The organism is Modicisalibacter xianhensis (genome assembly GCF_900113605.1).
GTDB lineage: Bacteria > Pseudomonadota > Gammaproteobacteria > Pseudomonadales > Halomonadaceae > Modicisalibacter > Modicisalibacter xianhensis.
On the sequence record NZ_FOPY01000006.1, the window covers coordinates 90,671 to 106,083 of the forward strand.

At 65.0% G+C, this 15,413-nt stretch carries 17 protein-coding genes; 11 read left to right on the forward strand and 6 right to left on the reverse strand.

Annotated elements, in window-relative coordinates; genetic code table 11:
- Positions 1-114 precede the first annotated feature (114 nt).
- The 3 genes from BM194_RS08410 to gpmI all read right to left on the reverse strand — a co-directional run bounded on the left by BM194_RS08410 (position 115) and on the right by gpmI (position 4,216).
- A complete protein-coding gene (locus BM194_RS08410) occupies positions 115-1,404 on the reverse strand; it encodes a S41 family peptidase (protein ID WP_092845675.1) in 1,290 nt (429 codons plus the stop codon).
- A gap of 74 nt (positions 1,405-1,478) precedes the next feature.
- Positions 1,479-2,636: a murein hydrolase activator EnvC family protein gene (locus BM194_RS08415; protein ID WP_092845677.1), complete on the reverse strand. Its 1,158-nt coding sequence runs from the start codon at positions 2,634-2,636 to the stop codon at positions 1,479-1,481.
- A gap of 5 nt (positions 2,637-2,641) precedes the next feature.
- The gene (gene gpmI / locus BM194_RS08420) at positions 2,642-4,216 is read right to left on the reverse strand and encodes a 2,3-bisphosphoglycerate-independent phosphoglycerate mutase (RefSeq protein ID WP_092845679.1); all 1,575 of its coding nucleotides are present in this window, start codon (positions 4,214-4,216) and stop codon (positions 2,642-2,644) included.
- 259 nt (positions 4,217-4,475) lie between these two features.
- On the opposite strand from gpmI, the gene BM194_RS08425 reads away from it, so the two are divergent.
- The 8 genes from BM194_RS08425 to ruvX all read left to right on the forward strand — a co-directional run bounded on the left by BM194_RS08425 (position 4,476) and on the right by ruvX (position 9,902).
- Positions 4,476-4,895 (forward strand): rhodanese-like domain-containing protein, encoded by a 420-nt coding sequence (locus tag BM194_RS08425; RefSeq protein ID WP_092845680.1) that lies wholly within the window; start codon positions 4,476-4,478, stop codon positions 4,893-4,895.
- 38 nt (positions 4,896-4,933) lie between these two features.
- On the forward strand, positions 4,934-5,422 hold the full coding sequence (gene secB, locus BM194_RS08430) for a protein-export chaperone SecB (protein ID WP_092845682.1): 489 nt from the start codon (positions 4,934-4,936) through the stop codon (positions 5,420-5,422).
- A complete protein-coding gene (locus tag BM194_RS08435; protein ID WP_092845684.1) occupies positions 5,423-6,160 on the forward strand; it encodes a 16S rRNA (uracil(1498)-N(3))-methyltransferase in 738 nt (245 codons plus the stop codon).
- A 58-nt stretch (positions 6,161-6,218) separates the two neighbouring features.
- Positions 6,219-6,905, forward strand: coding sequence for a CvfB family protein (locus tag BM194_RS08440; protein WP_092845686.1), 687 nt, complete (start codon positions 6,219-6,221; stop codon positions 6,903-6,905).
- A gap of 85 nt (positions 6,906-6,990) precedes the next feature.
- A complete protein-coding gene (gene gshB / locus BM194_RS08445; RefSeq protein ID WP_092845688.1) occupies positions 6,991-7,950 on the forward strand; it encodes a glutathione synthase in 960 nt (319 codons plus the stop codon).
- A gap of 13 nt (positions 7,951-7,963) precedes the next feature.
- Positions 7,964-8,881 (forward strand): energy transducer TonB, encoded by a 918-nt coding sequence (locus tag BM194_RS08450; protein WP_092845690.1) that lies wholly within the window; start codon positions 7,964-7,966, stop codon positions 8,879-8,881.
- A gap of 14 nt (positions 8,882-8,895) precedes the next feature.
- Complete coding sequence (locus BM194_RS08455; RefSeq protein ID WP_092845692.1) at positions 8,896-9,453, forward strand: YqgE/AlgH family protein; 558 nt, start codon at positions 8,896-8,898, stop codon at positions 9,451-9,453.
- On the forward strand, positions 9,453-9,902 hold the full coding sequence (gene ruvX, locus BM194_RS08460; RefSeq protein ID WP_092845694.1) for a Holliday junction resolvase RuvX: 450 nt from the start codon (positions 9,453-9,455) through the stop codon (positions 9,900-9,902). Before BM194_RS08455 ends, ruvX begins: the two co-directional genes overlap by 1 nt.
- A gap of 7 nt (positions 9,903-9,909) precedes the next feature.
- On the opposite strand, the gene BM194_RS08465 is transcribed toward ruvX, so the two are convergent.
- The gene (locus BM194_RS08465) at positions 9,910-10,941 is read right to left on the reverse strand and encodes an aspartate carbamoyltransferase (protein WP_092845696.1); all 1,032 of its coding nucleotides are present in this window, start codon (positions 10,939-10,941) and stop codon (positions 9,910-9,912) included.
- 198 nt (positions 10,942-11,139) lie between these two features.
- Here BM194_RS08465 and BM194_RS08470 point away from each other — a divergent pair, with 198 nt between their 5' ends.
- Entirely contained in the window at positions 11,140-11,991 is an 852-nt protein-coding gene (locus tag BM194_RS08470; RefSeq protein WP_092845698.1) for an SDR family oxidoreductase, read from the forward strand.
- 84 nt (positions 11,992-12,075) lie between these two features.
- Here BM194_RS08470 and BM194_RS08475 read toward each other — a convergent pair whose 3' ends face one another.
- Both BM194_RS08475 and uraD read right to left on the reverse strand, forming a co-directional pair.
- A complete protein-coding gene (locus tag BM194_RS08475; RefSeq protein ID WP_092845700.1) occupies positions 12,076-12,921 on the reverse strand; it encodes an IclR family transcriptional regulator domain-containing protein in 846 nt (281 codons plus the stop codon).
- Between the two features lie 133 nt (positions 12,922-13,054).
- Complete coding sequence (gene uraD, locus BM194_RS08480; protein ID WP_092845702.1) at positions 13,055-13,582, reverse strand: 2-oxo-4-hydroxy-4-carboxy-5-ureidoimidazoline decarboxylase; 528 nt, start codon at positions 13,580-13,582, stop codon at positions 13,055-13,057.
- Between the two features lie 181 nt (positions 13,583-13,763).
- On the opposite strand from uraD, the gene uraH reads away from it, so the two are divergent.
- Together uraH and BM194_RS08490 are read left to right on the forward strand one after the other, a co-directional pair.
- Positions 13,764-14,117: a hydroxyisourate hydrolase gene (uraH, locus tag BM194_RS08485; protein WP_092845704.1), complete on the forward strand. Its 354-nt coding sequence runs from the start codon at positions 13,764-13,766 to the stop codon at positions 14,115-14,117.
- A gap of 52 nt (positions 14,118-14,169) precedes the next feature.
- Positions 14,170-15,402 (forward strand): urate hydroxylase PuuD, encoded by a 1,233-nt coding sequence (locus BM194_RS08490; RefSeq protein ID WP_092845706.1) that lies wholly within the window; start codon positions 14,170-14,172, stop codon positions 15,400-15,402.
- The last annotated feature ends 11 nt before the right edge of the window (positions 15,403-15,413 follow it).

The following is a 15,413-nucleotide window of genomic DNA, read 5'->3' on the forward strand; positions in this document are numbered from 1 at the left end:
GGCAGGACTGTGCCAGGGCGCTGTGAACCCTTCCATGGGCGCTACATTCGTCATCCATGACGAATGACCCTGGCTTCGCCCTGTCCCCGTCGTGGTGGGTGGAGGTGGCTTTGCCTAGTCGGCCCTGTCGCGCCCCGTGAAACGCGGCTCGAGGACGTTGAGCGCCTTGAGCAGGTTGAGGGCCTCGCCCAGCTGATAGTCCTGTACTGGGTCGCCTGAGGGGCGCAATCCCGGGCTTGTGCCATCGACGTTCTCCAGATGGCCGCGCAGGTCGGCCTCGCGAATCTCCAGGCCCGAGGACTCGGCAATCTCGAGCCGGCCACGCACCACTTCGACATCCGGCTCGATGCCCTGAGCCTGGATCGAGCGGCCGTCCGGGGTGAAATACAGCGCCGTGGTCAGCTTGACGCCGTCCCCGTTGCCCAGCGGCATGACCTGCTGAACCGAGCCCTTGCCGAAGCTGCGTGTGCCCATGATGATCGCGCGTTTCTGGTCCTGCAGGGCGCCGGCGACGATCTCGGCGGCCGAGGCGCTGCCACCATTGATCAGCACCACGACGGGCACGTCCGGCGCTGCGCTGTCCGGGGTGGCGCTGAAGCGCATGTCACTGTCGTCGAGGCGGCCTTCGGTGTAGACGATCAGGCCGTCATCGAGGAACGCATCGGCGACCTCAATGGCGCCGTCCAGCACGCCTCCGGGGTTGTTACGCAAGTCGAGCACCAGGCCCTTGAGCGGCGTCTGGGTCTGAAACTCGTTCAACGCCTCGCGAATCTGCTCGCCGGTGCGGTTTTGGAATTGACTGATACGCAGGTAACCGTAGCCCGGCTCGAGCATTTCGCTCTTCACGCTATCACTGCGAATGACCTGGCGCGTCAGGGTGACGTTGCGCGGAGTGGACTCGTTGCTGCGCAGGATCGTCAGCTCGATCTCGGTCCCTGCCTCGCCGCGCATCAGCGAGACGGCCTCCTCGAGCGACAGTCGGTCGGTGGGTTGGTCGTCGATGCGCAGAATGGTATCGCGTGGCTGCAGGCCGGCCTCGGCCGCCGGCGTGTCGTCGAGCGGGGCGATCACCGTCAACTGGCCGTTCTGCATGCCCACTTCGATGCCGATACCGCCGAATTCGCCCTGGGTGGATTCGCGCAGGGCCTGGAAGTCCTCACCATCCAGGTAGGCCGAGTGCGGGTCGAGCTCACCGAGCATGCCGCGCATCGCGTTGCGCAACAGGGTACTGTCGTCGACTTCCTCGACATAGGCGCGCTTGATGCGCTCGAAGACTTCGGCAAAGGTCTGGATATCGGCTACCGGCAGGTCGTCCGTGGCCTCGCTTTCGGGCGCTGCGAGCGTAATACCCGGCAGGCTGAGCAGCAGCGTCGGCAGTAACCAGGTCAGAAGGGGAAGGCGCATGCTCTCTCCAGGTCATGGCGGTTAGATGTCCAGCATAGCGTTACGGTCGGGGCCAGTGCTACATCGGCTCACCGTCAGCGCTGGCTTATCCAGCGCCGCGGGTCGATCGGGTCGCCGTTGCGCCGCACCTCGAAATACAGGCCCGGAGACGGGCGGCCACCGGTATTGCCGACCGCCGCGATCACCTGGTCGTTCGTCACCCGGTCGCCGACGCTCACGTCGAAGCGCTGGACGTGGGCATAAAGCGACATGATGTCGTCGCCGTGGTCGACGATCAGCAGGTTGCCAAAACCGCGCATCCAGTCGGCAAAGACCACTCGGCCGGCATGGATGGCACGTACCGGCGTGCCTTCGGCGGCAGCGATCAGCAGGCCGTTGCGATTGACGCCGTCGCCACTGCCGTAAGTGGATACCACCTTGCCCTGTACCGGCCAGGGCAGCTTGCCCTGGGTCTTGGCGATCGCTGTGGACGGCGGCGGCTGCTCGAGCCGCTTGAGTTCGCGGCGTACCTGCTCGAGAACGCGCTCGGCATGGGCTCGGTCCTGGCGCAGGCCTTCCAGGCGCGACTGCTCGCTGGCGTAGCGGGCGTCGAGCTTGGCGACCAGGGCCTGGCGTTCGCGCATGCGTGACGCCAGGGTGGCGCTCTGCGCATCGAGTTCGCTGAGCAGCGCGTCGAGGCGCGAGCGTCGCTGGGTCAGTGACTCACGGTTGTCGGCCAACTCCCGGTCGAGGCGGGCCAGGGCCTCGATGCGCGCCCGGCGCGCATCGGCCAGGTAGTTGAGGTAGGTCTGCATGCGGTCCAGGCGCGCCGGATCATCCTGATTGAGCAGCAGCTTGAGCTGTGGCGTGTCGCCTAGGCGGTAGAGGGCGGCAATCTGCTCTCCCAGGGCCTGGCGCTGGGCGGTCTGCTGGGTCTGCAGTTCGCGCTGCCGGGTTTCGAGGGAGGCGATTTCGTCGTCCAACTGGCGCCGTTCGGCCTGCAAGGCATCGAGGCGATGGTGAATATCTGCCAGTGCCGTCTCGACCTTCTCGAGCTGGCGTCCGGCATCGCTGCGCGCCTCGCGGGTACTCTCGAGTCGCGTATCGAGGGCCTGGATGTCGCGCTTGAGGGCATCGACCGTGGCCTTGGCGTCGCTTTCGCTGGGGCGCTCCTGTGCCAGGAGCAAGGGCGCGGGCGCCAGGATGAGCAGCGCCGCCATCATGGCGGCGCGCAGTGGACCGGGACGAGTCATGACGCTCAGCGATACTCGATCAGCACATTGCCGGTCATGTCGTCGGGGATCGGCTCGCCCATCATGGTCAGCAACGTCGGCGCGATGTCGCACAGGCGTCCGTCGTCACGCAGCTTGGCCTGGCGGCGGGTGACGTAGACCAGCGGCACCTGGAAAGTGGTGTGCGCGGTCTGCGGATTGCCGGTCTCCGGGTTGACCATCTGCTCGGCATTGCCGTGATCGGCAGTGACCAGGCATTCGCCACCGGCGCGTTCGATGGCCTCGACGACCCGGCCCAGGCATGTGTCGACCGCCTCGATGGCCTTGACCGCGGCATCGAAGTCGCCACTGTGGCCAACCATGTCACCGTTGGCGTAGTTGCAGACGACCAGGTCGTACTTGCCGGCATCGATGGCCGCAACCAGCGTGTCGGTGACCTCGAAGGCGCTCATCTCGGGCTTCTCGTCGTAGGTCTTGACGTCCTTGGGCGAGGGAATCAACTCACGGGTCTCGCCGTCGAACTCGGCCTCGCGACCGCCGGAGAAGAAGAACGTCACGTGGGCGTACTTCTCGGTCTCGGCGATACGCAGCTGGGTCATGCCGCGCTTGGCCACCACTTCGCCCAGGGTATTGTGCAGGTCCACCGGCGGGAAGGCGCACGGCGCGGGGATGTCGGCAGCATATTGGGTCAGCATCACCAGCCCTTGCGCGGCCAGCCTGGGGCGCGCCTGACGGGTGAAACCGTCGAAATCGTCCTCGACGAAGGCGCGGGTCAGCTCGCGGGCACGGTCGGCACGGAAGTTCATGAAAATTGCGGCATCGCCATCTTCCATGACTACCGGCTTGCCGGCCGGGCGGATACTGGTGGCGGCCACGAACTCGTCGCTCTCGCCGCGCTCGTAGGCGGCGTCCAGGCCGGCCTCGGCAGTGTCAGCGCTATGCTCGCCGACGCCCTCGGTGACCACGCGATAGGCCTGCTCGACACGCTCCCAGCGGTTGTCGCGGTCCATGGCAAAGTAGCGCCCGACGATGGAAGCGACGAAGCCGTGTTCCTTGCCGACCAGCGACGCCAGCTTGGCGTTGGCGCGCTCCAGCGAGGGTCGGGCGCTCTTGGGGGCGGTGTCGCGTCCATCGAGGAAGGCATGGATGTAGATGCGCTTGGCGCCGCGCTGGGCGGCCAATTCGGCGGCGGCCAGAATATGGTCTTCGTGGCTGTGCACGCCGCCGGGCGACAGCAGGCCGAGCAGGTGCACCGCACGGCCTGCCTCGACGGCGGCATCGATCGGCGCGGTCAACGCCTCGATGCTGGCAAGTTCGCCATCCTCGATGGCCTTGGTGATGCGCGTGAAGTCCTGATAGACGATACGTCCAGCGCCGAGGTTCATGTGGCCGACCTCGGAGTTGCCCATCTGGCCATCGGGGAGGCCGACATGCTTGCCGTCGGTGTGCAGCAGGCCGCTGGGATAGGTCTGCTCGAGGCGGTCCATGACCGGTGTCCTGGCGGCGTACACGGCGTTGTGATCCGGGGACTCGTTGTAGCCGTAGCCGTCAAGGATGATCAGTGCCACCGGGCGTGGGCGGGTAGCGGTCGTGTCTGTCATTGGGGGCCTCGCTTTGCGGTATCGATAAGTTTCGCCTTGGCGGGGAGATTCCGGTGTCGCGAGGTGGCCTCGCGTGGCGTGATGCGGCCTGTACCGGCGTCCCTGCTCGGTGTCGCGGCATGCGCTGTCTTGCAGCATCATAACGCACGCAGGTCGCGGGCGTCATAGCCTGCGCGAGTGACGGACGCATCGCCATGGCTTGTGTATACTGGGCGCGCCCGAATACAGGGGTAGACCTCAACAAGAGTTATCCGGACCCATGATCGATCAGCTGTTCGAATTCGTGCAGAATCACCCGCTTCTGGTGGGTGCGTTTCTGATTGTGCTCGTGGCCTGGCTCGCCTACGAGTTCCAGCGCGGCAACCACGGCGTCGACTCCAGCCAGGCCACCTCCCTGGTCAATCGCGAGGACGGCGTCATCGTCGACATTCGCGATGCCAACGATTTCAAGGCGGGCCACATTGCCGGCGCACGCAACATTCCCCAGAGTCGCCTCGACGACCGCATGTCCGAGCTGGACAAGTTCAAGGACAAGCCGGTGATCGTCGTCTGCAAGCATGGCCAGTCGTCGGGACTCGCCGTGGCCAAGCTGACCAAGGCCGGCTTCAGCCGGGCGGTCAAGCTCAAGGGGGGCATGACCCAGTGGCAGGCCGACAGCCTCCCGGTGGTCAGGAAATAAACGCACGCAACGCATCGCATCTTTAAGGAATCATGAGCATGGCGGAAGACAACAATCAGGCCGCACAGGGCCAGAACCAGCAGCAGCTCCAGTTCTCGCTGCAGCGCATCTACGTCAAGGACATCTCCTTCGAGTCGCCGAATTCGCCGGCGGTGTTCCAGCAGCCGTTCAAGCCCAAGGTCGGCCTGGACCTGAACACCTCGAGCGAGCAGGTCGGCGAAGACCTCTACGAGGTGGTCATCAAGGTCACCGCCCAGGTGTCGCATGCCGAAAGCGGTACTACCTCATTCCTGGTCGAGGTCGAGCAGGCCGGTCTGTTCCGTATTGCCGGGCTCCAGGGCGAGCAGCTCGATCACACCCTGGGCGCATTCTGCCCCAACGTGCTGTTCCCCTACGCACGTGAGTGCATCGACAACCTGGTCAATCGTGGCAGCTTCCCTCCGCTGATGCTGGCGCCGGTCAACTTCGAGGCCATGTACGCCCAGAAGAAGCAGCGCCAGGCCGAAGGCAGCGATACGGCCCAGTAAATGACAAGCGACCTGTCAGGACCGCGCATCCATGTCGACACCGAGTTGGCCGCCGATACCGAGCTGACCCTGCCCGAAGGGGCGGCGCGCCATGTCGCGGCCGTCCTGCGCCTGCGTGAGGGCGCGACGCTGACGCTGTTCGACGGTCGCGGCCACGAGGCCGCGGCCGTCATCGTCGAGGCCACCCGCAAGCGGGTGGTGGCGCGTGTCGACAAGGTCGTGCTCGGGCGCAGCGAGTCGCCGCTGGCCGTCCACCTGGGCCAGGCGATCTCCAAGGGCGATCGCATGGACTATGCCATCCAGAAAGCCGTGGAACTGGGCGTGGCGGCGATCACGCCGTTGTATACCGAACACGGCGACGTGCGCCTCAAGGGCGAGCGCGAGGCCAGGAAACTGGCCCACTGGCAGGGCGTGGCTATCAGTGCCTGCGAGCAGTGCGGGCGGGCCACCGTGCCGACCGTGCATGCCCCGCAGTCGCTGGGGGCCTGGCTGCAGGCACGCGACGAGGCCCTGCGCCTGGTGCTGCATCCGGCCACCGAGTCTATCTGGCAGGCGGCTGAAAGCGTGGCCTGTGCCGCGTTGCTGATCGGTCCCGAAGGCGGGCTCTCCGCCCCGGAAGTCGAACAGGCCGGTCAGGCCGGTTTCATGTCATTGACCCTCGGCCCGCGTGTCCTGCGCACCGAGACGGCGCCGGTCGTTGCGTTGACGCTGTTGCAGCATCACTTCGGCGATCTTTGAGCAGTCGTCCTACGCTTAGCGCAAACCACGTCACTTCATCTTTTCAGGAACTCTGGCCATGGCTCGCAACTCTCATGGGCGCAGTGCCGATGGACCGTTGGTCTCCGTCGGTGAGGTCGCTTATCTCACGGTGGTAACGGTCAACGAGACCGGCGCCTTTCTGGACTGGGGTGGCCCCAAGGACCTGCTGCTGCCCTACGGCGAGCAGCGCTTCCGGCCCGATCCCGGCAAGCGCGTGCTGATCATGGTGAGCGAGGATGCCCAAGGGCGGCCGATTGCTTCGATGCGTCTCGACCGTTTCCTGCGCGATGCCGCCGAAGGGCTGGCGCCGGGCGACCAGGTCGAGCTGATCGTCGCCGAGCGCACCGACCTGGGCTACAAGGCGGTGGTCGATCATCGTTACTGGGGCTTGCTTTATCACGATGCCGTGACCCAGCCGCTGCGTCGCGGCCAGCGCCTGACCGGCTACGTGCAGCGGGTGCGCGACGATGATCGCCTGGACCTGGCGCTGATGCCGCCGGGCGAGGCCCGTCTGGACGTGGTGGGTGACAAGGTGCTGACTGCGTTGCGCGAGAGCGGTGGCTACCTGCCGCTGGGCGACAAGAGTTCGCCCGAGGCGATCAAGGCTCGGCTCGGCGTCAGCAAGAGTGCCTTCAAGCAGGCCATTGGCCGTCTCTACAAGCGTCGCCTGATCGTCATCGAGGATGGCGGCATCCGTCGCCAGTTCGACACACGCAACGACTGACCGGTGGCCGAGTCTTCGGCCTTGGTCCCGTTCAGCGTGCTGCGTCATACTGCGCCCATCGTTCTACAGCCATGGAAACCCAACCATGAGTCAATCCGCTCTCAAGATCGGCGTGGTGATGGATCCCATCGGGGCCATCGCCTACAAGAAGGACACCACCATGGCCATGCTGTGGGCCGCCCAGGATCGGGGCTGGTCGCTGCATTACATGGAACAGGAAGACTTGTTCCTGGCCGATGGCCGCGCCATGGCGCGCATGCGTGACCTGACGGTCTACCGTGATCCGGATAGCTGGTATGCGCTGGGCGAGCCAACCTCACGGGCCCTGGCCGAGCTCGACGTGGTCCTGATGCGCAAGGACCCGCCCGTCGATACCCAGTTTCTCAACGCGGTCCACCTGCTGGGCTTCGCCGAGCGCGAGGGCGTGCTGGTGGTCAACCCCACCCGCGCGCTGCTGGAATGCAACGAGAAGCTGTTCGCCCAGCAGTTCCCGCAGTGCAGCGTGCCGACCACGGTATCGAGCAACGAGAAGGTGCTGCGCGCCTTTCACGCCGAGCATGGCGATGTGATCTTCAAGCCGCTGGATGGCATGGGCGGTACCGGAATCTTCCATGTGCGTCCGGAAGGCCGCAATCTGGGCGCCATCATCGAAATGCTCACCGAGCGTGGCCAGCGCCAGATCATGGCCCAGCGCTACATCCCCGAGATCAGTGCCGGCGACACGCGCATTCTGCTCATCGACGGCGAGCCGGTACCCTATGGCCTGGCACGCGTGCCGATGGCCGGCGAGACCCGTGGCAACCTGGCGGCGGGCGGGCGTGGCGTCAGCCGCGAGCTGACCGAGCGCGACCTGTGGCTGGTCGAGCAGGTCAGGCCGGCCATCAAGGAGAAGGGGCTGATGTTCGTCGGCCTCGACGTGATCGGTGATTACATCACCGAGATCAACGTCACCAGCCCGACCTGCGTGCGCGAGATCGACGATCAGCGTGGCACCGACATCGCCGGCCTGCTGATGGACGCTATCGTGCGTCGGCTGGGCGTGTAGGCAGGACACTCGCATGGCCGTATCGCCGGGCAGCGTCATGCGTCATGTGCCGGTCGGGCATCGATATCGGCAGCTGGCGGCCTGGGCCGTGGCGCTGGGGCTGCATGCGCTGGTCATCGCCGGGCTGGCCGGCTGGCAGATCGACAGCGAGAGGGTGTCGCGCGAGCCGACCAGCCTCGACGTGGTGCTGGTCACCCAACCCTCCGTCGACCCCGGCGCGGCCCAGGCCATTGCCGAGGCCAACCAGCAGGCCATACGCCGCGAACGGGCAGTCACCAAGCCCGATCAGCCGGCGGCCCCACCAACGCCTGTCGAGGCACCGGCCCCGTCATCGCCTACGGTGCCTGACGAACCGGTGTCACCGCCAGCTAGCGAGGCGCCGGACGACCCGCCGGCGCCACCCGTACCCGACACTCCGCCACGTGCCGAGCCCGTCGACGAGCCGGCCTCACCGCCTGCTCCATCGCAGCCCCAGGCACCGGCCGAACCGTCCAAGGCGGGGGCTGCCCCCAGTGGCCAGGCCCTGCTCGCCCAGGCGACATCGAGCATTCGCCAGCGCAGTTTCGAGGCCGCTCCCGCGACCGATACGACCGGCGACCGCGTCCAGCAGGCCGCGCGGCGTGCCGCCGAGGCGCGCTATGTTGCCGACTGGACGCGGCGCGTCGAGACCTACGGCAACCGCGTCTATCCGGCACCGTCGCATCTGGAAGGCCAGTTGCGCATCCGGGTGGTGATTGATAGTGGCGGTCAGGTACGCCAGGCAGAGGTGATACACTCATCAGGGTACCCCGAACTCGACCAGGCCGCGCTGAAGACGATCCGGGGAGCGGCGCCCTACCGGCCCTTCGATCGCGGCATGGGCGACCGCGACTCGCTGACCATCACGCGGGTGTGGCGTTTCGGTAAAGGGAATAACTTCGGCGTGCGTTGACGCCCAGGAGGCACATGCAAAGCTTGCGCAACCATTTCTTGCTGGCGATGCCTCACCTAGAGGACCCCAATTTTGCCGGCAGTCTCAGTTACCTGTGCGACCATGACGAAAACGGCACCATGGGCATCATCGTCAACCATCCGCTGGAACTGACGCTCGATGTGCTGCTCGAACAGGTCGACATCGATGCCGACGAGTGCCCGGTACGCGACACGCCGGTGTACTACGGTGGGCCGACCCACAAGGACCGTGGCTTCATTCTTCATCGCGGCAGCAGCGAGCCGTGGGACTCGAGCATCCAGGTGGCCGACGACGTGGCATTGACCACCTCGATGGACATGCTGCATGCCCTGGCCACCGGCATGGGGCCCGACACCTTCATGATCTGCCTGGGCTGCTGCGGCTGGGAGGCCGGTCAGCTCGAGAACGAACTCAAGGAGAATACCTGGCTGACCGTCGAGGCCCGTCCCGACATTCTTTTCGACCTGCCCCCGGAGCAGCGCCTGAATGCCGCCGCGGGCATTCTGGGCGTCGACCTGAACCTGCTCACCAGCCAGATCGGGCACAGTTGATGGCTGGGGCGGGACAACGGCTGATCCTGGCCTTCGACTTCGGTACGCGGCGCATCGGCGTGGCGGTGGGCAACGAACTGCTGGCCAGCGCCTCGGCGCTGGACCCGCTGCCGGCGCGTGACGGCATTCCCGACTGGAACGTGGTGACACGATTGGTCGAGGAGTGGCGGCCGGACCTGTTCGTGGTCGGGCTGCCGCTCAACATGGACGGCAGCGAGTCCGAGATGAGCCTGCGGGCCCGCAAGTTCGGCAAGCGACTCTTCGGGCGCTATGGCAAGCCTTGCGAGATGGCAGACGAGCGTGGTTCGACGTCCGAGGCCAAGACCATCGCCCGGGAGGCCGGGCATCGCGGCAACTACCGCGAAGAGGGCGTCGATGGCCTGGCCGCCCAGTTGATCCTCGAGGGCTGGTTTGCACGCAACGAAGGGTTGCCGTCGCGTCACGAGTGACCGCGACTCAGAACTCGCGGTCGTCCACGCCTAACTTTCTGGGCACGAACCACCTCACGTCGCGCAGGTCCTTCTCGATCTGGTCCTCGACCTCGAGCAGCGTGGCGAAGATCGCCATGCGCACGGGTATGCCGTTGTCGGTCTGGCGGAATATCGCCAGACGCGGGTCACCGTTGAGATCCACGTTGAGATCGTTGGCGCCCGGGCGGCTGTCGCGCGGCAGCGGGTGCATGACGATGGTGGTGTCGTTGCAGCGCTGGTCGAGGAAGGCGCGGTCGATGGTGAAGTCCTGCGACACGCCCGAGAAGCTTTCCATCATCTCCTCGGTGAAGCGCTCCTTCTGGATGCGGGTGGTATAGATCACATCGAGGTCGCTGAAATCGCTGGCCAGACTCTCGCGCAGCTCGACCCGGTGCCCGCGCGAGGCCACCAGATCGACGAGGTGGCTGGGCATCTCCAGCCCGGGCGGCGACACCAGGGTGATGCGCATCGGCGCGTAGAGCGACAGCAGCTTGATCAGCGAGTGCACGGTGCGCCCGTATTTCAGGTCGCCGGTCAGCAGCAGGTGAGCGCCGGCCAGCGTCTTGCCCAACCGGGTGAATTCCTTGTCGATGGTGTACAGGTCGAGCAGCGCCTGGCTGGGGTGCTCGCCGGGGCCATCGCCGCCGTTGATCACCGGCACGTTGGTGGCCTGGGCGAATTCGGCCACCGAGCCCTGGTCGGGGTGGCGCATGACAATGGCATCACAGTAGCCGCTCATCACCCGGCTGGTGTCGTAGAGCGACTCGCCCTTGGCCATCGACGAGAAGGTGAAGCCGGTGGTGTCGCAGACGCTACCCCCCAGGCGGCAGAAGGCAGCATGGAAGCTGACGCGGGTACGGGTGCTGGCCTCGAAGAACAGGTTGCCGAGCACGGCGCCCTCCAGGACCCGGGTAACCTTGCGACGCTGGGCGATCGGCTCCATGCGGCTGGCGACGCGCAGCAGGTGGTCGACGTGATCGCGGGACAGGGAATCGACGGAGAGCAGGTGGGAACTCATCGCAGCGGCCTCGGCATGACGGTGGCAACGGAATCGGGGGCTAGTGTAACCGTCCTGGCCGCTGACAGCACGGTGAGACGCCTCCGGCTTCGCTTGTCGCCGCCGAAGACGCTCTTCTATCTTCAGTAGGTCATGCGTCACCGGCGCCGAAGGAAAGTGGCGCTTTTTCCCATCAGTGCAACACAGGAGTGAATGCACATGGCCGATGAAAAGTTTCCTCCCCAGCATCAGCAACAGCCCGGCGATGAATACGAGATGCAGCCGGAGCCCGAGTTCATCCGCGCCAGCTACCGCGGTGCCGACAAGCTCAAGGACAAGGTGGCGTTGATCACCGGTGGCGACAGCGGTATCGGACGTGCCGTGGCCGTGCATTATGCGCGTGAAGGTGCCGATTGCGTGCTGGTCTATCTCGACGAGGATCGCGACGCCGAGGACACCAAGGCGCTGGTCGAGGCGGAAGGGCGCCGCTGTGAACTGATCAAGGGCGACGTCGGCGATCCGGCATTCTGTCGCGAGACCGTCGACAAGGCGCTGCAGACATTCGGCAAGCTCAACATCCTGGTCAACAATGCCGCCGAACAGCACAACTGGGACGACATCACCCAGATTCCCGACGAGCAGCTCACGCGGACCTTCCAGACCAATATCTTCAGTCACTTCTACATGATCAAGTCGGTCCTGCCGCACCTGCACGAGGGTGATTCGATCATCGGCACCTCGTCGGTCAATGCCTTCAAGGGCAATCCCTCGTTGATCGATTACAGTGCCACCAAGGGGGCCATCCAGGGCCTGGTGCGCTCACTGGCCACACCGCTGGCCAGCAAGGGTATCCGCATCAATGCCGTGGCGCCCGGCCCGGTCTGGACGCCGCTGATCCCGGCCACGTTCCCCGAGGAGAAAGTCGAAAGCTTCGGAGGACAGGTGCCCATGGATCGCGCCGGCCAGCCCAGCGAGATCGGGCCGGCCTATGTCTATCTGGCCTGCGAGGAGTCCTCCTACATGTCGGGCCAGACCCTGCACCTCAATGGCGGTGTGGTGCTCAATACCTAAACCTGCAGGGCAAGGTTGGAAAACGCATCGGCCCCGGCAAGCGTGGGCTTGCCGGGGCCGACATGCAATCGGAAGCCTCGCCGCTCAGGCGCGCTTGGCGATCTCTTCCAGGGTGGGCAGGCGCCCGCCTATCTGCAGGGTAATCTCGCGGGCGGCACGACTCACCAGGCCACCGAGTTCGGCCAGGCGCGATTCGGGAATGCGCGCAACCGGGCCGGAAACCGAAATGGCCGCGAGCGGATTGGCGTGTTCGTCGTGGATCGATGCAGCGACACAGTGCAGGCCGATGGCATGTTCCTCGCGGTCGCAGGCGTAGCCTTGGCGACGAATCTCAGCCAGGCCTTCACGCAGCCGCGACGGCGTGTCGAGGGTGTTCTCGGTCACCCGGTTGAGCCCACGCGATTGCAGAATTCTTTCGACCTCGCGATCCGGCAGCCAGGCCAGCAGGGCCTTGCCGACCCCGGACGCATGCAGCGGTGCGCGCGAACCCAGGCGGGTGATCATGCGCATCATCTGCGACGATTCGCTCTGGGCAAGAAATACCGCCATGCCGTCGTCGCGGATACCCAGGTTGGCGGTTTCGCCGGAGTCCTGGGTCAACTGGCGCAGGAAGGGACGGGCAGTGGCAACGAAATCGCGCGCTTCGAGGAAGGTGTTGCCGATCTGGAATGTCTTGACGCCGATCTTCCACAAGCCCAGGTCGGCATCCTGAATGATGAAGCCCTGCTTGTGCAGGGCCTGGAGCAGGCGATGCGTGGTCGAGGGCGCGAGACCGACGATCTGGGCGATATCGGACAGGCCCAGCCCGGACGGCGCCGCCGCCAGGCCCTCGAGGATATTGAGTCCGCGCACCAGCGACTGGCTGTGCCCGCTACTGCTCTTACCGGATCCTGCCGGGCGACCGACCGGTTTGCGTCTGGTTTCCGTCACGCCCAAGTTCTCCTCACAACGCGTTCCACTGGCGTTCAAGGATACACGCTCGCGTCACGGCTGTCCGCTCTCGCGGAATGGGTTTCCATTTTCGCCTGATCAACGCAGCCGGGCGCGGTATGGTGGCGTTCGGCTAGTCAGCGACGCGATCGTCCAGGCGGAAGCGGGCGATATGGTTGATCTGTTCGATGGCGGTACGCCGCTCCTCGGCAGGCGAGTGTTCCAGGCGCGTCTCGAAGGCGGCGAGGATCTTGTGACGATCGCTGCCCTTGACGGCCATCACGAATGGAAAGCCGAAGCGGGCCTTGTAGGCCTCGTTGTAGCGATGGAAGCGCTCGAACTCCTCCTCCGAACACTGGTCCAGCCCGGCGCCGGCCTGTTCCCGGGTCGAATCGGCGGTCAGCACACCCTGCTTGGCGGCCTTGCCGGCCAGGTCGGGGTGAGCCCGGATCACCTCGAGCTGGCGCTCGGCCGGGGCGTCCTGAAGTATCCGGCCCATGCGCTCGGCCAGGCCTGCCGGCGTATCCTGTGTCTGAGTCAGGCCGGTATCCCAGGCAAGCTCGGCAATCCAGGGCGAGTGTTCGTAGATATCTCCGTAGTGTGCGACGAAGGCATCCCGGTCCAAGGTGCTGGGGCGGGGAGAAAGATAAGGCTCGGTCATGGTTGTTTTCCTTGGCTGGCGAGTGGCTCGGCTGTTGTCAGTGTAGACGTTAAACCAAAACTGTATACAAAAAAACTTTGAACTGTATCTCTTTTGGCGCTAAAACTGTCTTCATGCTGGCATCGGCTTGGCTGTTGCCACACAGGATGCCTGACACGACCAGAACAAGAGGAGAGTCACCATGGGACGACTGACGACACATGTGCTGGATACCGCACGGGGTTGCCCGGGGCACGGCCTGCGTATCGAGATTTTCCGTATCGACGGAGAGCAGCGCACCCGGCTCGGCGAAGTGACCACCAATGACGACGGCCGTTGCGATGCGCCAATCCTGGAGGGTGAGGCCTTCTCCGCCGGTGAATATGAACTGCTATTCCATGCCGGCGAGTACCTGGATGGCCAGGGCATTGCAGGTAGCACACCGCGCTTTCTGGATCGCATCCCGTTGCGCTTCGGCGTGGCCGACGCCAGCCAGCACTACCACGTGCCACTGCTACTCTCGCCCTATGGCTATTCGACCTACCGCGGCAGTTAAGCGCGCCCTGCTGCAAATCGAACAATAAACTGCCCGAGACGAGAGCCCACCTATGGAAGCGTACCTTCAGGATTTTCTTAACATGCTGCTGCGCTGGCTGCATGTGATCGCCGCCATCGCCTGGATCGGCGAATCGATCTATTTCGTCATGCTCGACAATAGCCTGCGCCCACCCAAGGCGGCCGAGGACCAGCGCAAGGGAATCTTCGGCGAAATGTGGGCGGTTCACGGTGGTGGCTTCTACCACAACCAGAAATATGCCACGAGCCCGGACAAGCTGCCGAACGACCTGCACTGGTCGTTCTGGAAAGCCTATACCACCTGGCTGTCGGGTTTCGCCCTGTTCATTACCCTGTACTTGGCCAATCCTGAGTTCTACCTGATCGACCCCTCCGCCAACTGGGCCTGGGCCGCCAACATGACCGGCTGGCAGGCCAATCTCATGGCGTTGCTGTTCCTGCTGGGTGGTTGGGTGATCTACAACGAGCTGTGCAAGCGCCTGAGCCCCAACATGGAGCGCGACGGCATGCTCAGCCTGGCGGTCGCCGTGATGATGGTCGTGGTCGCCTACCTGAGCACGCAGATCTTTGCCGGGCGCGCCGCCTTCCTGCTTACCGGGGCAGTGATGGCCACGGCGATGTCGGCCAACGTGTTCTTCTGGATCATCCCCGGTCAGCGGCGCATGGTGAAGGCCATGAAGGCCGGCGAGACACCCGATCCGCTCGATGGCAAGCGCGGCAAGCAGCGTTCGGTGCACAACACTTACTTTACGCTGCCCGTCGTGCTGCTGATGCTCAGCAACCATTACTCGTTCATGTATTCGCATGAACACGCATGGCTGATCATGACGCTGTTCATCTTCGCCGGGGCATTGATTCGTCAGTTCTTCGTGCTGATGCATGCCGGCAGCATCAAGCCGGCCTATCCGGCCGCCGGGGTCGCGCTGATCCTGCTCAACGTGTGGATTGCGGCGCCCAGTGTCGGCAATGCGCCGGCTGCGGGTGACGAAGCCACGCTGGCGGCCGCCAGCGTCGATGGCGGCGCCTCGCTGGAACGTGTCCATGAGATCATCGATGCGCGTTGCGTACAGTGCCACGCCCAGTCCCCCGAACACCCCGGCTTCACCGCCGCACCGGCCGGCGTGGCCTTCGACAGTAGCGAGCAGATCGTCAACCAGATCGCGCAGATCAAGCAGGTCGTCGCCAGTGGCTACATGCCATTGGGCAACATGACCCAGATGACCGACGAGGAGCGTGAGGTGATTGCCGCCTGGCAGGCGCCGTGAGCCAGCGTCTG